This window comes from Xylanibacter sp. (genome assembly GCF_057607445.1).
Genome location: NZ_DBLZAX010000002.1, coordinates 291500 through 306026 on the forward strand (window position 1 = coordinate 291500; position 14527 = coordinate 306026).

Below are 14527 nucleotides of genomic sequence, written 5' to 3' on the forward strand. Positions count from 1 at the left end.
AGATTTAAGGTTAACAAGGTTGGAGTACAGCGGTACTCCTTTTTTTGTGTCCGTAAGTTTTAGGGACACGGGTTTAAGTCAGTAGAGGCGTGCTTTTTGCGTGTTATAAGCAGGCCGGTGCTGGCTTAAATTTTTTATGTTCAATGTTCTTTTCTTTGTGTATGCAGTCAGACGAAACTTAAATATTTTGATGGTTAGCCGGACGTTGTCATGGCGTTGTCATGAGTATGATTTCTGCATGGATTTATTGTTTGCGTATTGTGTCTTTCCTTTTTGGACCCAAATCGGTTTAGGATTCGGTCTTAATTTTGTTTTATATTGAGCTGATTTTCATTAGATTTTTTGCAGGAATAGTGGGTGGCATCAGGAAAAAACGGAAAAAGACACAATAGAAAACAAAAAGACCGCAGAAGATGTCGGCTTGCTTGCGTGATTAAGCCGTATATGGCATAATGGCCGGTTGTGGCTTAATATCTGGTGTCGTATGTAAATACATACTTAAATCCTTGGTTTTTGTGCCGGTGCTTGCATAAAAACGGTTTGCACACATTGCTGCATATTCTGTACGAAACAGATATGCAGGATGACCGTTGTGTGAAAATGATACTGTCAGATATGTTACCGTTTCTTGAATTTACGGTATATCTTCCATACGAACAAGAAACCGTCGATAAGACCCGTACCTGTGCTTATTACAGACGCCACGGTGATGCCCTTCTTTCTTTCTGGTGATTTCTGAAACAAGCTTTTCCATCTTTTGCCAATGTCGGCATTGTCTTTTCTCATTTCAGCAAGAATGGCCTCTTTGCGTTCTCTTATTTCGCTTATGCTGTTGTATGTCTGTGGTTTTGTGGCGTTGTCCATGTGCTTATTCTGTTAACAGACTGGTTATGAATCTTACGAGCGGCTTCTCTATTAGGCTTTTTCTGAAAATTGTCAGCAATACAAAGATTAATATGTAGAACGATGCCATTATTCCGAATGCGGCAGGGAAGCCCATAGACGGCGCCATTGCAAATACGATGGCAAACGACACATATATGAGTATTGCGATGAGTATCAGCGAAAACAGCGTAAAGAGCAGTATGGCAGTAATCAGCCTCACTGTCTTTTCTGTAATTTCGAGCTTCAGGTATTCACCCTGAAGCCCGATGCGATGTTTCACCAACTCTACCAGTTGGCCTATTGTTTCAATGTTTTTATCGCTTGAGAACATTTGTCAGCTGTTTGTTAAACTTCTTCAGCCTCAGCTGCGTCTTTAATATCTGATGCGAGGTCGCTCATTTCTTTGCGGCTCAGCTTGATATTGTGCTTTTGGCAGAAATCGTCAATTGCGTCAGTTATTTTCTCGCGAGTGTCTTTTCCTCTTTCGGGTGCCAGAAGCAGACCTACTGCAGCTCCGGCGATTGCGCCTCCTAAGAATGCGCCGATGTAACCTAGTGTTTTCATAAATTTTGATTTTTAATTATGTGAATAATAATTTTATTTCTCTCGGCATGTGGGCAGTCGTCTTTGTTTAGGCTTTTCTGCCGTTGGTGCTTTGATTTTGTTCGTAAGCAAATTTAATGATTATTTCTTAAATACCAACGTTTTTACCGGTTTTTTTTGTCTGAAGGGGCGTATTTCTTTTATTTAACAAACTTTATGTGCGGTTTGTCAGAGTTTTTGGCTGTTTTTGTGTAATTTCGCACAATATTACGTAGAAAATATGTTTAATTTCTAAATAATAAGATAAGGGAAATTATGAAAAAGTACACTGTATTGTGCGCCGGCCTTTGTGTGGCGTTGGCATTCACTGGTTGTAAATCATCAGAGAGCGCTTACAGAAAAGCTTATGAGAAAGCTAAGGCTCAGGAAGAGCAGACTGCAGTTCAGAATCAAGGCAGCGAGGAGATAGCTGTTGTTACTCCGGTTGTTGAGAAGCCTGCAACAGAAACGGTTGTTGTTGACAATGTAGACAATGTGCCTGTACGTCAGGAGAGCCTGTCTGTTGTCAGCGGTGCAGGACTTAAAAACTTCAGCGTCGTTGTAGGTTCTTTCTCTGTACAGGCTAACGCTGAAGGATTGCAGAGCACGCTGAAGAGCCGTGGCTATGATGCACAGATCGCATACAATTCTTCAAATCAGATGTATCGTGTCGTTGCCGGTACGTTCGACATCAAGACCGACGCTGTGCGTAGCCGTAACGAATTGCGTTCTGAGTATCCTGACGCATGGTTACTGTTTAATCAGAAATAATTGTGGCCCGTATACTGTCGATTGATTACGGCAAGAAACGGACAGGACTGGCTGTTACCGATCCGGCTCAGATTATAGCAGGCGGACTGGTAACAGTTGCCACGTCTGAACTGTTCAGCTTTTTGACGGATTATATTAAAAAAGAATCCGTAGAGCGGATTGTAATAGGTGAGCCTAAGCAACCGGATGGAAGGCCAAGTGAGAATATGGCAAGAGTGGTACAGTTTGTAAACCGCTGGCGCAAGGCTTATCCTGAAATCCCGATTGAATTTTATGATGAACGTTTTACTTCCGTGCTGGCTCACAGGGCGATGATTGACGGCGGTCTGCATAAAAAAGCACGGCAGAACAAGGCGCTTGTCGACGAGATAAGTGCCACGATAATTTTGCAAAGCTATTTAGAATCTGTTAGAAGAAGATAATGATATTACCTATATATATTTACGGACATCCTGTGCTGCGTAAGGAGTCACAGGATATTAATGCTGATTATCCGGGCTTGAAGGAGCTCATAGACAATATGTTCGAGACGCTTACCGAGTCAGACGGTGTCGGACTGGCTGCTCCTCAGGTGGGACTTAATATACGTCTGGCTGTTATCGATCTTGACGTGTTGTCGGAAGAATATCCTGAATACAAGGACTTCCGCCGTGCTTACATCAACCCCCATATTGTTGAGGTTGACGACAGCGAGGTCGTTTCAATGGAAGAGGGCTGCCTCTCAATCCCTGGCATCCATGAGAGCGTAAAGCGTGCAACACGCATACATGTTAAGTATATGGATGCCGATTTCAATGAGCACGATGAGTGGGTTGAGGGTTATCTGGCCCGTGTTATGCAGCACGAGTTTGATCATCTCGACGCAAAGATGTTTATCGACCGTGTGTCACCTTTGCGCCGTCAGCTGATAAAGAGCAAGCTGAAGGCTATTCTGCAGGGACGTTTTCGCTGCAGCTATCGCACTAAGGTTGCCAGACGATAAGCCCTTCCGGCTTTTCGTCTGATTTTTGGGCTTGTAGGTATTTGTAGTTTATTCTGAAAGGTTGTTATGCGTAAGTTCGTAATATCGCTGCTGCTATTATTGGCATCTGTAGGAGCGTCGGCACAGTTTCGTACCGACCGGCTCATTGATGTCGGCAGGAGCGCGCTTTATTACGAGGATTACGTTCTCTCCATACAATACTTTAATCAGGCCATCCTTTCTAAGCCTTATCTTTATGAGCCGTGGTTTTTCAGGGCTGTGGCAAAGTTTTATCTTGATGACTATGTCGGTGCGGAAAAAGACTGTACTGAGGCAATCAGGATAAATCCTTATGTGTCTGACATCTATGAACTCAGAGGCTTGTGCTTTATCAAGCAAAACAGGTTTAGCGAGGCAATATCCGACTATGACAAGACGCTCGAATTTAATCCTTACAGCAAGAATCTGTGGTACAATCGTGTGTTGTGCAGGATAGAGGAGAAGGACTACGACAAGGCCAACGCCGATCTCGACTCGATGATGAATATGTGGAAGAATTATTCGAAGACGTATTCACTTAAGGCCGAGGTCTGCCTCCAGCAGAAAGACACCGTTGGCTGTGCCAAATATCTTGACAAGAGTCTTGAACTTGACCCTTACGACGGCGATGCATGGACAATGCGTGCCATGATAAGTCTTTCGCAGCAGAAGTGGAAAGACGCCGACGCACAGCTGTCCAAGGCCATACATCTTAAGCCCAATACGGCCAACAATTATGTTAATCGTGCCTTGGCCCGTTATAACTATAATAATCTGCGAGGTGCCATGGCCGACTACGACAAGGCCATAGAGATTGATCCTAACAACTTTCTTGCCCATTACAACCGTGGCCAGCTGCGTGTGATGGTAGGTGATGACAACAGGGCCATTGAAGACTTCGACTATGTTATAAGCATGGAGCCCAACAATGTGATGGCCATTTACAACCGCGCCATATTGCTCGAACGCACAGGAAACATACGGGGAGCCATACGCGACTATACCACTATCATCAACCAGTATCCTAATTTCTGGGTTGGTCTTAACAGCCGTGCAAGATGCTACCGTAAACTTGGCATGACGGCCAAGGCCGAACTTGACGAGTTCCGCATATTCAAGGCGCAGATGAACAAGCATTATGGTGTTCAGCCGCGCTGGAGCAAGAAGAAAAAGCACGAGGTGCGCAAGAAGAGTGAGATTGATTTCGACAAGTATAACCAGCTTGTAGTGGCAGACGACAATGCCGTCACTCATGAATACTCTTCGTCATACCGCGGACGTGTGCAGAACCGTAAGATTGACGCCGTGTTCCTGCCAATGTTCCAGCTGTCGTTCAGCCAGTATGACAACGGCGTAAAGTCTTATCAGGCATACGACCGCGATGTGGAGCAGTTCAACCTCAGGCAGAAGCCTTTGCGCAAGTTGTATGTGCGCTGTGATGTAAAGACTCTTACCGAAGACGAGAACAAGGCCGTGTTTGCTGTAATCGACTCGTTGTCGGCGGCTATCGGCGCGTCACGTAACATTGCTAAGGAGAAGGGACTTCTTATTCAGCGTGCCGTGGCAAATACCGTGGTGCAGAATTATGCCGACGCTATAAGCGACCTGACTGTTTATATCAGTACTGACAGCACATCTGCCATGGCTTATTGGCAGCGTGCGGTGTGTCAGGCCCGCATGAACGAGTTTGAGGCATCGCAAGGTAAGGATGTCGGACTGCTGACGCTGAATGCCATGGCCGACCTCGACAAGGCGATAAGCCTGAGCCCGCATAATCCCTATGTTTATTACGACCGCGGCAATCTGCATGCTGTAAGTAAAGACTATGTTAAGGCTGTTGCTGACTATACAAAGGCCATTGAGCTTGATCCCAATTTTGCTGAGGCATATTATAACCGGGGCATTGCAAACATTAACCTGAAGAAAACCGAAGAGGGCATACGCGACCTTAGCAAGGCGGGCGAATTAGGCCTGTATAATGCATACAGTATCATAAAGAAATACAGCAATAAGAAGTGATGCGGCCTTGCCGCGAGGCTTGCCCTTAAAATGTCTTATATGATAATACTGCCGCTTTGATGCCGCAGATGAAAAACATGATGATTCGTTATCGTATATTTTGTAATTCGTTGCGGCGGACTCATGTCCGTAGGCTTTATTGCCTTATCCGATTGTCTGCATGGAACTATTGTTTTTTAGTGAATGAAATATAATTATGAAAAAACTTTTTATTGCTTTGTTGTTGACAAAGATGCTGTGCGCCAATGCGGCAGGCGATGGCATGGTTGTGGCCGATGCCGGCGTTTCCGGAGGAAAGTTATACGAGTATAAGAATTTTCCCACTTCACTTATTCAGGCAAGAAACGTTTATGTGTGGGTTCCTGAGAATTATTCTTCACAGAAAAAATACGATGTTGTGTATATGCACGACGGGCAGATGCTTTTTGATGCGGAGACAACGTGGAATCATCAGGAATGGAAGGTTGACGAGAACGTCTCGGCATTGATGGCTGAAGGCAAAATACGAGATTGCATAGTTGTAGGAGTGTGGAATATTGCTGAAAGCAGATTTCATGATTATTTTCCGCAGAAGACGCTTAACTATATGTCTGAAGCAGAATTTTGTGAGTTCGACAAGGAACTTGACGCCTCGAGGATGAATGCAGACAGCTATCTGAAGTTCATCGTAAATGAGCTGAAACCATATATAGACAAGAATTTCTCTACAAATAAAGGCCGTGAACACACCTTTCTTATGGGGTCAAGCATGGGCGGACTGATTTCTCTCTACGGCTTGTGCGAATATCCCGATGTGTTTGGCGGTGCAGCTTGTCTTTCGATGCACACGCTCATGGTAACCTCAAAACTGATGAACATCCGTAATACGGAGATTGCGGCTCCGGCATTTTGCAGATATCTTGAAGAAAAGCTGCCCGAGGCCAACAGGTCGAAGATATACATAGATTATGGAGACAAGACTCTTGACTCATATTATGCCCCTTATCAGCAGAAAATAGACGATGTCTTGCGCAGAAAAGGGTGGCATGTGCCTTATTGGACAACAAATTATTATGCAGGCATGGCTCATACTGAGACCGACTGGGCAAAGCGCCTTTTTATACCATTTATGTTCCTTCTGGAGAAGAAGTAGTTTTACAGCCGTAAAAATCGTAACTTTTACGGCTGTTTATGTTATTGGTTTGATATATTTGCATTGAAATACTGATGATTGTTAACCCTCCGGCATAGCTTTTGTTTCAGACTGTTAGTGATATGTTTTTGCATCGTAACTCGGCCACTTTTGTGTGATAAATGGCCTGTTTTCTGACCGGAAACTATAGAGTTTTTTTTGCAATCCGATAATCGTCGGTTTTAAAAAACAGTAAGACAAATGTTCTGTCGGTTTACAAATCAACCGGCACATTTGGTAAGAGATGCCGAAGGGCTACACTTCCATAACCGTTGGTGGCACACCCACGGATGCAAAGGCACGAGAAAAATCACCCGAAGTGGTGATACTTGTTATAAAAAAGGGACTCTTTCAGAAAACATGTTTTAAAGTAGCACCTCTTCGGGTGCATGCTTCGCCTTGTAAGACAAGCCGGGCGTGGCTTCTTGTTGCTACATAATTCAATTCCGGCAGATTTTTCGCTACTGCAGAGAAACAACAAGACAAATGTTCTGTCGGATATGCTATCCGACAGCATAAAGTATCAGGATCTGCTATCCGAAAAACATACCTATAAATCAGCAATAGGAAGCAAGCGGATTATAAAATTAGCTTCGCTGACCGTTGGTTCTTATACTTTATTCCGGCAGATTAATTTTATTGATTGTCGGCTGAGCTCGGCATAACTAAATGAGATTTGCTTCTGCTTTCGCTTGCACGACAATTACAAATCAGCCGGCACATTAGTCTTGTTGGTATATGCCGCTTGTAGGGAGAATTGTTTCAGAGAAGCAATAAGGCTAATGCTCTGGCGGATATGCTACTTGTGGTGATTGGAAATAATTGTGAATTATGAATTATTCTTTGTCTTTCTCCATTTTGCTGGTGAGCATCCTTCCTTGTCTTTAAAAGTCTTCATAAAGTGGCTCTGCGAGAGGAAGCCTGAGGCTTCGGCTATCTCGGTGATCTTTTGGTCGGGATGGTTGGCCATTCTTTGCTTTGCATAGTCTATGCGCAGTTGCGTTATCCAGTCGCGGAAGGTTGTGTTGAGCGATGTGTTGATATAGACAGAGAGATAGGTGCGGTTGGTGTGCAGGGTTTCGGCAAGTTCCTTTATCGTAAGTCCCTGTATGAGATAGCCTTCATTCTCAATCCATTTCTTTATATTATCTGCAATATCGGTATGGCACGTAGGCAAGTCGTCACTGCAGGCTTCGCCGGTGTCGGCATCGCACAGAATGTCGTCTTCAGAAGCAATCTCGCTCTCCATGACATTCTCAACCTTCTCATAGAAGAGCATGTAGTTATGGTAACAGTGGAACAGGTAAATGTAGAAAGGTATCGACGAAAGTATCCACACATAGATGTATTTGTCGGGCAGGAACGTGAGCAGGCCGCAGCCAACGCCAAACACGACGGCCCAATAGGTGAATACGGAGAGCCAGCGTATGTAGGCCCCGATGTTGTCGGAATGAGTGTCGTCGAAAATCTTTACCGCCCTGCGGTATGCCAGGACGAGCCTTCGGGCAAGAGTCAAACCGTAGATCACGAGCCATGTGGCCATGATAAGCAGTCCGGTCTTTTGGGCTATGCCCTCGGACAGCATAAGCAGAACAATGGCCGAAAGCACGGAGAACAGCAGCCAGAGACAGATGTGGGTGAGCAGTCGGCGGCGTGTGATGTAGAAGCGGTCGAGCAGAGTTGTGAGTGCCGAACTGAAGAGCCAGTAGCACAGAAAATAGGTTGAGAGGTTCATCAGTATGGCGGCATTGACATTCTTAAACCTTATGCCGTAAAAGAAATGTACAGAATAGTTGGCGGAGAGCAGCAGCATGGCTATACCCATGATGCGCCGTGAACGTATATAATTGCTGAAGATAGCCTTGTCGGGCGTGTGCGCCAATAAAAAATAAAAGCCGAAGAATATCATCAACGGCAGGGCTATGCATAATGAAAAACTGTATATAGAATAGTCCATAAGGTGTTGTCTGCGATCATGTTATACTGCAAAGGTATAAAAAATTATCAGTCGGTAGTCTGGTTTTCCTTCTTTTTTGTCTTTTTTTTCTGTAATAATGAATATAAATCAAAAGACAGTGCAGGCAATAAGGCTTAAACGCAAATTTGTAAGAGTGCCTGTGGCTTAGATACGCCGGAATAATACAGAAGCATTTGATGCAAGACATCTTAGATGCAGCATAATCTTATGGCATAGGCAGATGTGACTTATGGAAACAGAAATCCCTCATATTTTAAGCCTTATAAATTATTAAGACATAAAAATATGAGGGGAATTATACAACAATGTTATTTATTATTGGGACATTCTTTGTTATTACATTCCTTGCCGGCGCAGTTTGCCTGATTGCCCGGGCATACGCCTTTGCACTGACGCATATTTTGTGGGCCGCGCTTGAATGCTTTGTTGTTTTTACAGTTCATACGGGGTGAGAATTTTGCACAGGCACGTTTGCCTTTTCCGTTTTTACAGAACACCTGCTGCAACTGGCGTGCGTTCAGCACAGTCTTAAATTTCTTATAATATTTCTTTTCAACGTCAAGGCGTTTCTGCTTTGCATCAAAGCGCTTTTCTATACGTTCGCTAATTTCTTTTTCCGTAAGTTCTGAGCAAGGCTTCTTGGCAACCTCTTTATTGGGGCATACATCTTTAAGCTCCTTTAGGTATTCTGTATACATCGGTACGAACTTTGCCTTTGTGGCGTCGTCAAGCATCATCTTGTCAGACAGAGCATTAGCCTTGCGCTCAAATCTCTCTTCCGGTGTAAGCTGTTTCTTCTCAACTTTGTTGTTCTGTGCCATTGTAGGCATTATTGCCATGAATGCTATGGCCAGAGACATAATAATTTTTTTCATAAGTTTCTACTTTTAAGTTTATTATTCTGATTTATTGGAATACAACTGACTCTGTGCGGTTGGTACCTTACGCCGTTTAGAGCAGCAGTCTTAATCCGTTTACAATTATAAGACTGATAAAACTGCTTTTGGTTTAATCGAAGAATACTTTTTTATGAAAATTATTATATCGTCCGCTTTATTTCAAGGCATAACGGAGAGTGCCCGTATATGCATTTCTGCGTGAATATATATATTATTAATGTCTACGCTTTTGTCTGTAAGAAAATTGCATGACCATTAATGCATCTACATTTTATTTATAAATGCGTGATAAAAATACACTGGTTTGCAAAATTTTACTATAAAATGTATCATGTCAAGAAATAAATGGTTAAATTTGTGCCCAAAATAGATTTAAACAAAAGCTGTTATGATAAAAATCACATTTCCCGACGGTTCTGTTCGTGAGTATGAACAGGGTGTAACGGGGCTTCAGATTGCAGAAAGCATATCGCCGGCTTTGGCGCGCAACGTGTTGGCTTGCGGCGTAAACGGTGAGACAGTGGAACTTAATCGCCCTATTAACGAGGATGCAAAGATAGAGCTTTACAAATGGGAGGACGAGGAAGGCAAGCATGCATTTTGGCATACATCAGCCCATTTGCTGGCAGAGGCTCTTCAGGAGTTGTATCCGGGCATACAGTTTGGCTTCGGTCCTGCTATAGAAAACGGTTTCTTCTATGACGTTATGCCGAAGGAAGGCGATGTCATAAAGGAAGGCGACTTCGAGAAGATAGAAAAGAAAATGAAGGAACTGGCCTCAAAAGACGAGCCGGTTGTAAGAAAAGAAATATCTAAGGCAGACGCCTTGAAGGAATTTAAGGCCGACGGTCAGGACTATAAGTGCGAGCATATAGAGCAGGATCTTGCCGACGGTGAGATTACAACTTACACTCAGGGTAAGTTCACTGACCTTTGTAAAGGTCCGCACATCGTAAGCACTGGCGCTATTAAGGCGATAAAGATAACAAGCGTTGCAGGAGCATTCTGGCGCGGTGACGCAAAGCGCGAGCAGATGACGCGTATATACGGTATCTCTTTCCCGAAGAAAAAGATGCTCGACGAGTATCTCGTTATGCTTGAGGAGGCCAAGAAACGTGACCACCGCAAGATAGGTAAGGAGATGGAGCTGTTTATGTTCTCTGAGCGTGTGGGCAAGGGTATGCCTATCTGGCTGCCTGCAGGAACAGAGCTGCGCCTGCGCCTTCAGGATATGCTGCGCCGTATACAGAAGCGCTACGGCTATCAGGAGGTTATCACTCCGCATATCGGAAGCAAAAATCTTTATGTAACTTCAGGTCACTATGCTCATTACGGCAAGGACTCATTCCAGCCGATACATACTCCTGAGGACGATGAGGAATACATGCTGAAGCCGATGAACTGTCCTCACCACTGTGAGGTGTTTGCATGGAAGCCGCGTTCATACCGTGACCTGCCTTTGCGTATTGCTGAGTTCGGCACTGTTTACCGCTATGAAAAGAGCGGTGAGCTCCACGGACTTACACGTGTACGCTCGTTCACTCAGGATGATGCCCACATCTTCTGCCGTCCTGACCAGGTAAAGAACGAGTTCTTGCGAGTAATGGATATTATTAATACGGTGTTCTCAATATTCAACTTTACTGACTTTGAGGCTCAGATTTCTCTGCGCGATCCTAACGACCACGAGAAATACATAGGCTCGGACGAGGTTTGGGCTGAATCAGAGCAGGCTATTATCGATGCATGTAAGGAGAAAGGCCTGAACGCCAAGATAGAGTATGGCGAGGCTGCATTCTATGGTCCTAAGCTCGATTTTATGGTTAAGGACGCCATCGGCCGTCGCTGGCAGCTCGGAACAATCCAGGTTGACTATAACCTGCCGGAGCGCTTCAAGCTTGAATATACAGACGATGACAACACGAAGAAGACACCTGTGATGATTCACCGTGCTCCGTTTGGTTCACTCGAGCGTTTCACTGCCGTGCTTATTGAGCATACATCAGGTCATTTCCCGTTGTGGCTGACACCTGATCAGGTGGCAATTCTGCCTATCAGCGAGAAGTTCAACGACTATGCTGCTCAGCTTTCTAAGTATTTCGATTCAGTTGGAGTGCGCACAATTGTTGATGACCGCAACGAGAAAATCGGACGTAAGATACGTGACAACGAGATGAAGCGTATTCCTTATATGCTTGTTGTAGGCGAGAAAGAGCAGGCTGACGGCACTGTTGCTGTAAGAAAGCAGGGACAGGGCGACCAGGGTACAATGACTAAGGAAGATTTCGCAAAGAAAATTAATGATGAGGTTGCAGAACAGCTGAAGGCAACTGAAATGTAATTTCTGGCGAATGCTATAATATAAAAGAGGTAAAAGACAATATGCGTCTTTTACCTCTTTTTATTTTGTATGACATAATAATATCATGCGCCATTGCGTAAGGCTGCGTTTTTAGTGAAAGTATGTGCAAAATACTTTTTTGTATAGGCAGACTATGCAAATATAATTGGCAGATTTTTGTGTTATTCTGTCGCAAATGTTATTTGTCGCTTTTATTCTTTACCGGTAGAATTTCGATCCAATATCCGTCAGGGTCGTTGATGAAGTAGAGATGCATGTCATGGTTTTCATAACAAACCCATCCTTTTGACTTGTGGAACTCAAACACCTCATTATAGTCTTCTGCAACTCTGAAACAGATGTGGCTCTCGTTGTCTCCCAGCTCGTATGGCTGCGGATGGTCTTTAAGCCAAGTGAGTTCAAGTTCGTACAGGCCTTTGTCGTCTGTAAGTTTTACTATAATAAACGAGCCGTCTTTCGCTTCCATACGTGAATTGACGTGCAGTCCTACTGCCTCTTCGTAGAATTTAATGCTGCGTTCGATGTCCGTTACGTTGATGTTGCAGTGGTCTAAAAATCCAGTTACTTTCATAATTTCTTTGTTTATCTTGTTTTTTGACTATGCAAAGATAATGAAAGGAGAGAGCAATGCAAAACAAAAAAACATTTTTTGAATTTACAATGTTGGGCTGCATCCTATATAAACGATAGCGATAACATGTTATTTTAATGTATGGATTTTGATCTTTATCGTTGGTTGGTCTGTAAAATGATGGGGCAGGAGATAGCTTATCATACCTTATATTATATAAAGGTTGCGAACGTTGTAGATAGATGTCTCCATAAGACATTTATTGCTGACAGGAAGCGTCGTTTCTCCACTTAATTACAAAATAATTGTTAATTTATTGTCTTTTATGGTGACATTATCTTGTTTCATATAGAAAATGTCATATATTTGGAAACTTATTTCCTTTTTTGATACATTTGTCGGATGTGTGTCATGTAGCCGTATTTTTATGGCTGTTATAAAATGGAATTTTGTTGATGCCTCTTAAAACAAGTCTGGTATTAGTATATGGGTTAATTCGAAAATGGTTACGATAAAGCTCTGCAGTCAATTGTTTAACTAAAGATAAAAAAGTGTATGGAAAAATTTACTTATTTTTTAGAGCAGAAAAGAATCAGGAGATTTAAATTGCGTAGATGTGCATTTGCGGCAATATTTCTTTGTGCTGCATCTTCAGTTTTTGCACAAGGATACCCCGAAACATCTTACAAACTGTCTGATGACAAGACTGTGCTTGAGAGCTGGAAGGGTGATGAGACAGACATCGACATGAATTCTGATGCAAATCTGAAAGGTGTTAATGAGATTGCAGACTATGCTTTTGACGGTAATACGAACGTTAAGAGCATCGTGATTGGAGAGAATGTAAAGACTATAGGCGCCGGCGCATTCCTGGATTGTACCTCTCTTGAAAAAGTTGTGTTGCCTGATGGTCTTGAAACTATAGGACGTGCCGGCTTTTCAAGCTGCACAGAACTGAAGAATGTGGTTTTGCCAACCTCGCTGAAGAGTATGGGCAATTCTGTCTTTTATAACTGTGCTGCAATAGATAAAATTATTATTCCGGCAGAGGTTACATCTGTGCCTGACGGAGCGTTTAACAGCTGCTATAGTCTGTCGTCTGTTACCTTTGGTGACAAGGTAGAGACAATAGGCGAGGAGGCTTTTAAGTTGTGTTCGTCACTTACGGAAATATCGTTTCCTGTATCATTGAAGGAGATTGGCACGAATGCTTTTGTAGAATGTTCTCAACTTAGTGACATCCGTTTCAATACTTCTTTAGAGACCATCGGTAAAGGGGCATTTAGCGGGTGTGGATTAACCAGCTTGGATATGTCTGACCTGAGTGCTTTGCAGACAGTAAAAATCCAGGCGTTTTTAGATTGTGCAAAACTGTCTGTTCTTGTGCTTCCTGACCATGTTGTTTCTTTTGCTTCGGGTGCATTTCAGGGATGTACTTCACTGACAGAAGTTACTATTCCTGATTCTTATAAAGAGATAGGCGTAAAGATGTTCCAAGGCTGTACGGCTTTAGAGAAGCTGACTTTGGGCGCAAACCTTGAGACTATTGGAAATGGAGCATTCTTTGAGTGTACGGCACTTAAGGATATAGCTTGGAATGACAAGCTTACCCGTATAGACTGGAGTGCTTTTTATTCATGTAAATCTTTAGAGAATATCACGTTGCCTGAAAGTGTTGAATATATAGACGATTACGTGTTTCAGGATTGCAGTGGATTGCTCAGTGTGTCTTTAGGCAGTCGCGTTTCACATATAGGTACAGAGTGTTTCTCCGGGTTATCTGGTTTGCAGCAGTTCAGCGTTTATGCCGTTGAGCCACCAAGTCTCGGTTCTTATGTCTTTAATCTCACACCGGTAGACAAGTGTAAGTTGCTTGTTCCTGAAGAAAGTATCGATAAGTATAAAGAGGCAGAACAATGGAAAGACTTCATGACCACAACAACATCAATTGCTTCTGTTTCAGAGGGACAAATGCCGCTGATTAGAGTTTCGCCGGGAATGTTGAACATAGATAATCTGAATGATGGTCCGGCAGTTTCTGTTTATACATTGGCCGGGCAGAAAGTATATTCGGCTGCATCAGACTCCGGCAGTATGTCGGTTGCTCTTCAGTCTGGTATGTATGTGGTTTGCATAAACGATGTTGCGTCAAAAGTGTTAATACCATAACAGTTTGAATGTTTAAGTTTTTATTTGAAACTGTCCTCAGTAAGCAGGGCGGTTTCAAATTTTTTATGCATAGTTCAAAAAGAAATCTTTTTCAAATATGACAATATCTTTGCCGGCAAG

The 14527-nt window shown here is 43.3% G+C and carries 13 protein-coding genes; 7 read left to right on the top strand and 6 right to left on the bottom strand.

Annotated elements, in window-relative coordinates; translation table 11 throughout:
* Positions 1 to 618 precede the first annotated feature (618 nt).
* The 3 genes from ACZMIG_RS03200 to ACZMIG_RS03210 are packed head-to-tail and all read right to left on the bottom strand — an operon-like array spanning position 619 to position 1449.
* A complete protein-coding gene (locus ACZMIG_RS03200; protein ID WP_418874477.1) occupies positions 619 to 864 on the bottom strand; it encodes a hypothetical protein in 246 nt (81 codons plus the stop codon).
* Between the two features lie 4 nt (positions 865 to 868).
* Positions 869 to 1216, bottom strand: a complete 348-nt coding sequence (locus ACZMIG_RS03205) for a phage holin family protein (RefSeq protein ID WP_021853350.1) — start codon at positions 1214 to 1216, stop codon at positions 869 to 871.
* A gap of 14 nt (positions 1217 to 1230) precedes the next feature.
* Positions 1231 to 1449 (bottom strand): YtxH domain-containing protein, encoded by a 219-nt coding sequence (locus ACZMIG_RS03210; protein WP_021853349.1) that lies wholly within the window; start codon positions 1447 to 1449, stop codon positions 1231 to 1233.
* 294 nt (positions 1450 to 1743) lie between these two features.
* Between ACZMIG_RS03210 and ACZMIG_RS03215 the strand changes: the two genes are divergently transcribed.
* From ACZMIG_RS03215 to ACZMIG_RS03235, 5 genes are all read left to right on the top strand, one after another.
* Positions 1744 to 2238 carry an SPOR domain-containing protein gene (locus tag ACZMIG_RS03215; RefSeq protein WP_021853348.1) on the top strand — a complete coding sequence of 165 codons (495 nt, stop codon included), beginning with the start codon at positions 1744 to 1746 and terminating at the stop codon, positions 2236 to 2238.
* Between the two features lie 2 nt (positions 2239 to 2240).
* On the top strand, positions 2241 to 2660 hold the full coding sequence (gene ruvX, locus ACZMIG_RS03220) for a Holliday junction resolvase RuvX (protein WP_418874476.1): 420 nt from the start codon (positions 2241 to 2243) through the stop codon (positions 2658 to 2660).
* Positions 2660 to 3220, top strand: a complete 561-nt coding sequence (gene def, locus ACZMIG_RS03225) for a peptide deformylase (RefSeq protein WP_287603546.1) — start codon at positions 2660 to 2662, stop codon at positions 3218 to 3220. The genes ruvX and def overlap by 1 nt, the downstream gene beginning before the upstream one ends.
* Positions 3221 to 3286: 66 nt before the next feature.
* A complete protein-coding gene (locus ACZMIG_RS03230) occupies positions 3287 to 5257 on the top strand; it encodes a tetratricopeptide repeat protein (RefSeq protein ID WP_125104462.1) in 1971 nt (656 codons plus the stop codon).
* 196 nt (positions 5258 to 5453) lie between these two features.
* Entirely contained in the window at positions 5454 to 6389 is a 936-nt protein-coding gene (locus ACZMIG_RS03235) for an alpha/beta hydrolase (protein WP_418874475.1), read from the top strand.
* A gap of 868 nt (positions 6390 to 7257) precedes the next feature.
* Here ACZMIG_RS03235 and ACZMIG_RS03240 read toward each other — a convergent pair.
* Entirely contained in the window at positions 7258 to 8385 is a 1128-nt protein-coding gene (locus ACZMIG_RS03240; RefSeq protein ID WP_418874474.1) for a helix-turn-helix domain-containing protein, read from the bottom strand.
* A 329-nt stretch (positions 8386 to 8714) separates the two neighbouring features.
* Positions 8715 to 9281, bottom strand: a complete 567-nt coding sequence (locus ACZMIG_RS03245) for a hypothetical protein (RefSeq protein ID WP_302953137.1) — start codon at positions 9279 to 9281, stop codon at positions 8715 to 8717.
* Positions 9282 to 9693: 412 nt separating this feature from the next.
* Between ACZMIG_RS03245 and thrS the strand changes: the two genes are divergently transcribed.
* Complete coding sequence (gene thrS, locus ACZMIG_RS03250) at positions 9694 to 11646, top strand: threonine--tRNA ligase (RefSeq protein WP_021855547.1); 1953 nt, start codon at positions 9694 to 9696, stop codon at positions 11644 to 11646.
* A 199-nt stretch (positions 11647 to 11845) separates the two neighbouring features.
* Here thrS and ACZMIG_RS03255 read toward each other — a convergent pair whose 3' ends face one another.
* Entirely contained in the window at positions 11846 to 12238 is a 393-nt protein-coding gene (locus ACZMIG_RS03255; RefSeq protein ID WP_021855548.1) for a VOC family protein, read from the bottom strand.
* 555 nt (positions 12239 to 12793) lie between these two features.
* Here ACZMIG_RS03255 and ACZMIG_RS03260 point away from each other — a divergent pair.
* The gene (locus ACZMIG_RS03260; RefSeq protein ID WP_487889043.1) at positions 12794 to 14407 is read left to right on the top strand and encodes a leucine-rich repeat domain-containing protein; all 1614 of its coding nucleotides are present in this window, start codon (positions 12794 to 12796) and stop codon (positions 14405 to 14407) included.
* Positions 14408 to 14527: the final 120 nt, after the last annotated feature.

Bases quoted from the DNA above. Each gene is read 5' to 3' on its own strand.
- ACZMIG_RS03245 (WP_302953137.1), bottom strand. From the start codon at position 9,281: ATGAAAAAAATTATTATGTCTCTGGCCATAGCATTCATGGCAATAATG.
- thrS (WP_021855547.1), top strand. From the start codon at position 9,694: ATGATAAAAATCACATTTCCCGACGGTTCTGTTCGTGAGTATGAACAG.
- ACZMIG_RS03215 (WP_021853348.1), top strand. From the start codon at position 1,744: ATGAAAAAGTACACTGTATTGTGCGCCGGCCTTTGTGTGGCGTTGGCA.
- ACZMIG_RS03235 (WP_418874475.1), top strand. From the start codon at position 5,454: ATGAAAAAACTTTTTATTGCTTTGTTGTTGACAAAGATGCTGTGCGCC.
- ACZMIG_RS03260 (WP_487889043.1), top strand. From the start codon at position 12,794: ATGGAAAAATTTACTTATTTTTTAGAGCAGAAAAGAATCAGGAGATTT.
- ACZMIG_RS03255 (WP_021855548.1), bottom strand. From the start codon at position 12,238: ATGAAAGTAACTGGATTTTTAGACCACTGCAACATCAACGTAACGGAC.
- ACZMIG_RS03205 (WP_021853350.1), bottom strand. From the start codon at position 1,216: ATGTTCTCAAGCGATAAAAACATTGAAACAATAGGCCAACTGGTAGAG.
- def (WP_287603546.1), top strand. From the start codon at position 2,660: ATGATATTACCTATATATATTTACGGACATCCTGTGCTGCGTAAGGAG.
- ACZMIG_RS03230 (WP_125104462.1), top strand. From the start codon at position 3,287: ATGCGTAAGTTCGTAATATCGCTGCTGCTATTATTGGCATCTGTAGGA.
- ACZMIG_RS03210 (WP_021853349.1), bottom strand. From the start codon at position 1,449: ATGAAAACACTAGGTTACATCGGCGCATTCTTAGGAGGCGCAATCGCC.
- ACZMIG_RS03240 (WP_418874474.1), bottom strand. From the start codon at position 8,385: ATGGACTATTCTATATACAGTTTTTCATTATGCATAGCCCTGCCGTTG.
- ACZMIG_RS03200 (WP_418874477.1), bottom strand. From the start codon at position 864: ATGGACAACGCCACAAAACCACAGACATACAACAGCATAAGCGAAATA.